This is a genomic window from Sulfurimonas sp. (genome assembly GCF_034005705.1).
Classification (GTDB): domain Bacteria; phylum Campylobacterota; class Campylobacteria; order Campylobacterales; family Sulfurimonadaceae; genus Sulfurimonas.
Window position 1 is genome coordinate 1 of record NZ_JAVEUF010000032.1, and the last position, 6,946, is coordinate 6,946.

The 6,946-nt window shown below is 40.9% G+C and carries 8 protein-coding genes; 7 read left to right on the forward strand and 1 reads right to left on the reverse strand.

The window, feature by feature from the left end; all coding sequences use genetic code 11:
• From modA to RBR61_RS09995, 5 genes are all read left to right on the forward strand, one after another.
• A partial coding sequence (gene modA, locus RBR61_RS09975) for a molybdate ABC transporter substrate-binding protein (RefSeq protein WP_320344023.1) occupies positions 1 to 529 on the forward strand: 529 nt, incomplete at its 5' end.
• Between the two features lie 39 nt (positions 530 to 568).
• A complete protein-coding gene (gene modB, locus RBR61_RS09980; protein WP_320344026.1) occupies positions 569 to 1,249 on the forward strand; it encodes a molybdate ABC transporter permease subunit in 681 nt (226 codons plus the stop codon).
• Entirely contained in the window at positions 1,246 to 2,118 is an 873-nt protein-coding gene (locus RBR61_RS09985) for an ATP-binding cassette domain-containing protein (protein WP_320344027.1), read from the forward strand. The genes modB and RBR61_RS09985 overlap by 4 nt, the downstream gene beginning before the upstream one ends.
• A 12-nt stretch (positions 2,119 to 2,130) precedes the next feature.
• Complete coding sequence (locus tag RBR61_RS09990) at positions 2,131 to 2,526, forward strand: TOBE domain-containing protein (protein WP_320344029.1); 396 nt, start codon at positions 2,131 to 2,133, stop codon at positions 2,524 to 2,526.
• 97 nt (positions 2,527 to 2,623) lie between these two features.
• On the forward strand, positions 2,624 to 3,631 hold the full coding sequence (locus RBR61_RS09995; protein ID WP_320344030.1) for an HD-GYP domain-containing protein: 1,008 nt from the start codon (positions 2,624 to 2,626) through the stop codon (positions 3,629 to 3,631).
• 5 nt (positions 3,632 to 3,636) lie between these two features.
• Here the strand turns inward: RBR61_RS09995 and RBR61_RS10000 are convergent, their stop codons facing one another.
• A complete protein-coding gene (locus tag RBR61_RS10000) occupies positions 3,637 to 4,446 on the reverse strand; it encodes a formate/nitrite transporter family protein (RefSeq protein ID WP_320344032.1) in 810 nt (269 codons plus the stop codon).
• A 128-nt stretch (positions 4,447 to 4,574) separates the two neighbouring features.
• On the opposite strand from RBR61_RS10000, the gene RBR61_RS10005 reads away from it, so the two are divergent.
• Positions 4,575 to 5,888 (forward strand): hypothetical protein, encoded by a 1,314-nt coding sequence (locus RBR61_RS10005; RefSeq protein WP_320344034.1) that lies wholly within the window; start codon positions 4,575 to 4,577, stop codon positions 5,886 to 5,888.
• Between the two features lie 2 nt (positions 5,889 to 5,890).
• Positions 5,891 to 6,946: trypsin-like peptidase domain-containing protein (locus RBR61_RS10010; protein ID WP_320344036.1), on the forward strand; the 1,056-nt coding region annotated here is incomplete at its 3' end.

Genomic DNA, 6,946 nt, shown 5'->3' on the forward strand with positions numbered 1-6,946 from the left:
TTTTATAGCAGCCGATAGCAAATATCCTCAAAAAATCGTAAGCGACGGCAACGCGATAACAGAACCGTTGGTCTATGCTATGGGAGCTGTCGCACTCTTTAGCCATGATGAAGATCTCATAAAGAGCAAAATGGATGCTATCAAAAGTGAGAAGGTAAAATATCTCTCTATCGCAAACCCAAGGCTCGCCCCTTACGGAGCTGCTGCAATGGAGATCCTTAAAAACTACGCTTTAGAGGATGCGGCAAAAGAGAAGCTTGTCCTTGGTGATAATATCGCCCAAAGCGTTCAGTTTGTGGACAGCGGAGCCGCAGAGATCGGTCTTGTGGCACTTTCCCTTATAAAAACTACGAAAAAAGAGAGCGAGTACCTGCTTATAGATCAGAGCAGATACTCTCCAATGAAACAAGCGTTTGTTTTGACGAAGTATGCAAAAGAGAAGCCTTTGGCTTATAAATTTGGTGATTTTTTACTCTCAGAAACCGCGCAAAACAGTTTTGAGAAGTATGGGTTTACAAAAGTAAAATAAATTAACTTAGAGGTTGTAAGAGTATGAAAAGGTCTAAACATGGATGAATCTTTTTTCCAGACAATGAAGCTTACATTTGAGCTTGCGGCAATTACCACGCTTATACTCTTATGCATCGGTATTCCATTAGGATACTACCTCTCGCAGACAAAATCAAAATTCAAGCCCGCACTTGAAGCAGTGGTCTCAATGCCTTTGGTACTGCCTCCCTCCGTGCTTGGATTTTACCTGCTTTTGGCGTTCAGTCCAAAAAACTCTTTTGGCGCTTGGCTGGATGAGAGCTTTGATCTGAGGCTTGTATTTAGTTTTGAGGGGCTCGTGCTTGCTTCTATCATCTTCAGCCTCCCTTTTATGGTGCATCCTATTCAAAGCGGCTTTTCAGCCCTTGGCAAGTCTCTTGAGGAAGCATCATATATATTGGGCAAAAGCAGGCTTCAAACCATCTTCCATGTTCTTCTGCCAAATATGAAACCATCTCTTCTTACAGGGATGGTCATAACTTTTGCCCACACAGTGGGGGAGTTTGGAGTTGTTTTGATGATAGGCGGAAATATAGCAGGAGAGACAAAAGTGGCAAGTATAGCCATATATGACGAAGTAGAAGCGCTTAACTACACCCTTGCAAATCAGTATGCATTGACGCTCTTTATCATCTCTTTTGCCATCTTGCTTTTTGTATATGCCATCAATAAATCTATGGTTAAAAGTGAGTTTAGATGATACGCATAAACATAACAAAACCGCTCCATACTGCAGACGGGACGATAGATTTGAGAGTTGACAAAGAGATACAAAGCGGCGATTTTTTGACTCTCTTTGGAAAAAGCGGAAGCGGAAAAACTACGCTTTTAAGAATCATTGCAGGGCTTGAGATACCTCAAAGAGGAACGATAATCGTCGACGATGTAGTCTGGTTTGACAGCTCCAAAAAGATAAATCTCCCGCCGCAAAAAAGAAACGTGGGCTTTGTATTTCAAGACTATGCGCTATTTCCCAATATGACGGTTAGACAAAATCTTGAGTTTGCTCTAAGTGATACAAAAAAGAGCAAAAAAGTAGATGAGATTTTAGCAATTATGGAGATAGAAAATCTAAGTTCAATGAAGCCTGAACACCTAAGCGGCGGGCAGAAACAGCGGGTTGCTGTTGCCAGAACACTAATGACAAACCCAAAAATGCTTCTGCTGGATGAGCCGCTCTCGGCGTTAGACACAGCCATGAGACTAAAACTTCAAGACGAGTTGCATACTATCCATAAAAAATTCGGCATCACCTCTATTTTGGTAAGCCATGATATAAGCGAGGTGTTTCGCCTCTCAAACCGCGTATTTAAAATAGCTTTAGGAAATATTACAGATGACGGAACTCCAAGCGAAGTCTTTGCAAATCAAAATCTAAGCGGTAAATTTAAGATCGTAGGAGAGGTGCTAAGCATCAAAAAGAGCGATATCTTATATATCGTAGAGGTGTTGGCACAAAATGAGATTCTAAAAGTCACTGCAGTAAAGAGCGACATACACAACCTAAACATCGGCGATAAGATACTGCTCTCAAGCAAAGCGTTCAACCCGATTTTAACAAAGATCTAAAGGAAGCAGCGAATGAATATCTTAAAGGGAAATATCGTCTCCATTAAACAGAGCGATAATCTGATGCTTGTGTTTATGGATGTCGAGGGGAATCTTTTCAACTCTTTGCTTCTTGAAAACGCAGATGAAAATCGGCTTGAGGTCGGGATGGACGTGCATCTCCTCTTTAAAGAGACAGAGGTCACTCTTGCGACAACGGATTCTGTAGTTAGCGAGAAAAACTCTTTTGTCTCAAAAATCACCAATATAGAAAATGGAAAGGTTCTAGCAAATATTACACTCGATTTTTTAGGGAACAACATTAATGCCATCATCACAAAAGGCGCGCTGCATGGGCTAAAATGCAAAGTTGGAGATGAGTTTAGATGGGTGGTAAAGGCGAGTGAAGTAACCCTTCAGATACTCTAGTCTTAAGCCAAAAAAGAGTTGTGTCACTTAAATTTGTTATAAATGGTTTAAGCATGATTGATATAGAATATGTCACTCCTAAAATAAAGTCGGCCTGATGGATGATGTAAAACGCAAAAAGATATTACAAAGAGTTGTTAAATCAAACTATACTGATCTTCCGTCCAGTGTGCCGTACTCGTATGTTCCCATAGACCATCGCCTTATACATGTCGGCGACAAGATAGAGTTTAATATTTTTATAAACGACTATTTAACGCATATGTCTCTTTTTCTCCAGAGTGACACTGTAGTCGATGATGATATAAAAAGAAGCCTGAACGAAGTTGAGAAGCTATATATTGAGCGAGGCGACAAAGATAAATATGAATCTCTTATAGAGGAGAAACTTCAGTATGTGGTAGAAAACAGCTCTTTATCGCTTGAAGAGAAAGTGGATATCATATACTCCTCTACTTCTGAACTGACAAACTCTCTTTACCAAAATCCAAACGCTTTGGAGAACGTACAGCGCTCAAAGAACATAGTTGAGCCGATTTTACAAAGCATCATCTACGACGAAAACGCTATAAAATCATTTATTAAGATCATAGAGTACGACTACTACACACATACCCACTCGCTCAATGTCAGCATCTACTCGCTTTGTCTTGGCTCAGAGCTCGGTTTGGAGAAAAAAAAGCTCAATGCTCTTGGGCGTGCCGCACTGCTTCATGATCTCGGAAAAAGCAGTATTGACCTAAGCATACTCAACAAGATGGGCAGACTTAGCGAGTTTGAGTTTGACGAGATGAAAAGACATCCATCTCTTGGTTATGAGATAGCGCTAAACCTCGGCATAAAAGACAGGAACATACTAGACGGCATCCGCCACCATCATGAAAAGCTTGACGGCATGGGCTACCCTGACGGACTTAGCGGAGATGAGATAACTATTTTTCCGCGTATCATCGGTATTTGCGACGTATTTGACGCATTGACCACACAGCGCTCCTATAAACAAGCTCTGCGCTCTTACGATGCGATATTTTTAATGAAAACGCATATGCACACTCACTTGGACATGAAGATTGTAGACAGATTTATAAAAATGCTTCATGAGTAGTGCAACTACAGTTTTCTTTTTGCACCGGTCTTAATATGTGTCGCATAGAGAGTAAGTCCTGTAAATGCAAGTCCGCCTATAAGGTTGCCAAGTACTACGGGAAGCTCATTCCATAAAAGATACTCGGCTATAGTAAAATCACCGCCCATTATCATAGAGAACGGGAAGAGGAACATATTGACTATCGAGTGTTCAAAACCCATATAGAAAAAGAGCATGATGGGCATCCACATAGCTATCGCTTTTCCGCTTACCGTCGTTGAGATCATCGCACCGACAACGCCCATAGAGACCATCCAGTTACAAAGCATTCCACGCATAAACACCGTCAGCCATCCCCAGACACCGTGTTCCTGATAGCCAAGCGTTCTGGCTTCACCGATAGAGCCGATCTTTCTTCCTACTTCACCGGGCTCTATCTGATAGCCGTATGTAAGCACAAATGATATCATAAACGCCACCACAAGAGCTCCGGCAAAGTTGCCTACAAATACAAGACCCCAGTTTCGAAGCACCTGTTTTACGGTCACTCCGGGGCGTTTGTCGATGAGAGCAAGAGGAACCAGAACAAAAACACCCGTCAGCAGGTCAAATCCCATAAGATAAAGCATAATAAAACCTACGGGAAAGAGGATTGCCCCAAGAAGCGGCGAACCTGTCTGCATACTTACGGTAATGGCAAAAGCTGCCGCTAGAGCCAAAATAGCCCCTGCCATAAAAGCCCTAATAACCGTATCTTTTGTCGACATATAGACTTTTGACTCGCCTGCATCGACCATTTTTACTGCAAACTCGGTAGGGACCAGATAGGACATGCTATACTCCTGTATAAAATAAAAAAACAAATTATAGGCAACTTTCTTTAAAAAAGTATAGATATCTATAATCTGCTATAAAGAAGCTTTTACTATAATTAGACTCACAAACATCTAAAAGAGGCTCAATGGATTGGCTAAACTTTTTCGAACCTAAGATCGAGCGTAAACACTCATTTGGAAGAGGCATTAATGCGAACCTCTCCAAAGATGAAGAGGATCTATTCAACAGATCCAACGAAGCGTTTGAGGCAAAAGAGATACTTAATGCCTATGAGTTCTTTTTTAGATCTCTTGAAAACTTTTCAGACTCAAAATCAAACCAGAACATCATAATAACCAAAAAGGATGATAAACTTAATTTTGAACTATTTCAAGGAACTGCGAGAGTCACTGGAACAATCACAAAAGACAACCTCTATGCAGAAGCGATACTCATAAAAAAAGCATCTACAAACGTTGCCATTAAACGGCTTATCTTGGAGAGAAACTACCAGCTGACGTACGCCTACTACTTCAGCGATGATGAGCATATAAAACTAAAACTCTTTCTTGACAACATAACCATGACGCCACAAAAAGTCTTTTTTCCGCTTCGTGAGATCGCTCTAAATGCCGACTTTGACAAAGAGTACACAAGAAGCGAATTTCCAGAGATCGCTCTTGAAGATATAGAACATCTAAGTAGCATGGACGAGGAGGAGCTAAAGTTAAAGTACGACTTTATGCAGAGATGGATCGATGAAGTAAACGCTAAAATCGCAACCTTACCATCAAACGACAACGCAGCTATGCAGTCATTTATACTTCTGTACCTTATTTTCAAAATAGACTATCTCATCGTACCGAAATATGGAATTTTTCAAAAATCAAGCAAAAAGATCACCGAATATTTCAGCGATGAGAACTTAACTGTAGAGTCTAAGAACGAGGAGATAAGAGAGTATATAAACGAGCTCGGCGAGATGGATTTTGAAGAGTTCAAGACCAACTTCTACGATGCCAAATACACTTTTAACCCAAGTGACAGATCGACTCATGAAGAGATAGAGATCTTTATAAACGAATCTCTCGCAAAGATAAGATGGTACAAAAACAACAGATACAATCAGGTAATTCCTACGATGTACAAATATGTCGCACTCTATCTTCTCTACAACTACGGGCTCCACCCCGTCACGAAAGCTCTTCTTCACACACTTGTTGAGATTCAAAATCCGGCTTTTTTCAAAGCCCTCGGATATAACGCGCTTTACGATGAGCAAAATGCAACATTTTCAAAAAAGGCTATTATCTCCAAGATAGATGATATCATCTCGCCTTATCAGAACCGCTACAAGATGCTAAAACCATTTGGTGACAAGCTTAACTTTACATCCCTCAACGAGTTTAGCAACAGCTTTTATCTGCAACTTAAAAATCTTGACTTTGAAGAGATATGACCATGAACACTCAAGCAATACTAGAGACCTACGCCGAAAATATTATACAGATCATGACCCCATACGGAAGCGGCACAGGCTTTATTGTAGATGATCTTATCGTAACCAACTCCCACGTCGTTGCAGGGCTAAAAGAGGTAGTGATCAGTGCAAAAAAGATCAAAAGAAGCATAGCTAAAGTAGTATACGACGATGCGTACTTTGATCTCGCTTTTATAAGTTTTGACTTTAAAAAACCTGAAAATCCACTTATCCTCTCAACTAAGAGGGTGCAAAACGGAGATACAGTAGTAGCCATCGGACACCCTTACGGACTTCATTACAGCGCTACCGAGGGGATAGTCTCAAAAGCTTCAAGGATATACGGAGAGCTTGAGTATGTTCAAATAGATGCCGCTATAAACCCCGGAAACAGCGGCGGCCCGCTTTTAAACACGGACGGAGAGGTTATAGGGGTAAATACGTTCATTATACAAAACTCTAACAATCTGGGCTTTGCCCTACCCTACTTTTACGTTGAGGAAGCGCTAAAAGAGTACAAAAGCATAAATGCCCAAAATATTATAAAATGCCCATTTTGCAAGAACCTTATAAAAGAAGGGAACATACAAAACGACTACTGCCCTGAGTGCGGAAGCAAACTCGAGATCGCAAAGCTGCGAAGAAAAGGGTACAACCCAATCGGCAGCACGAAACTGCTTGAAGAGATATTGGAGTCTTTGGATGTCAACGTAACGCTTGCCAGAAGGTCCCAAGCCTCATGGAGGGTCGATCACGGTACTGCGCGTATCGAGATAAACTACTATGACAACGGGATCATAATAGGCGATTCAAAACTTTGCGTCATACCTCAAAAGAACATATCCGAGATATATGATTTTTTATTGAACGAGAACAACAATCTCTCCTACCTCCGTTTTTCCATAAATGAGAATTTCATCTATCTCTCTTACCTTATAATTGACTCCTCATTAACATTAAAAGAGGGAAAAACCGCCATGGAGAGGCTTTTTAAAAAAGCAAACGAGTATGATGATATTTTGATAGAGAGATTTGGC

Excerpts from the sequence above, each read along its gene's own strand:
- modB (WP_320344026.1), top strand. The coding sequence starts at position 569 with ATGGATGAATCTTTTTTCCAGACAATGAAGCTTACATTTGAGCTTGCG.
- RBR61_RS09985 (WP_320344027.1), top strand. The coding sequence starts at position 1,246 with ATGATACGCATAAACATAACAAAACCGCTCCATACTGCAGACGGGACG.
- RBR61_RS09990 (WP_320344029.1), top strand. The coding sequence starts at position 2,131 with ATGAATATCTTAAAGGGAAATATCGTCTCCATTAAACAGAGCGATAAT.
- RBR61_RS09995 (WP_320344030.1), top strand. The coding sequence starts at position 2,624 with ATGGATGATGTAAAACGCAAAAAGATATTACAAAGAGTTGTTAAATCA.
- RBR61_RS10000 (WP_320344032.1), bottom strand. The coding sequence starts at position 4,446 with ATGTCCTATCTGGTCCCTACCGAGTTTGCAGTAAAAATGGTCGATGCA.
- RBR61_RS10005 (WP_320344034.1), top strand. The coding sequence starts at position 4,575 with ATGGATTGGCTAAACTTTTTCGAACCTAAGATCGAGCGTAAACACTCA.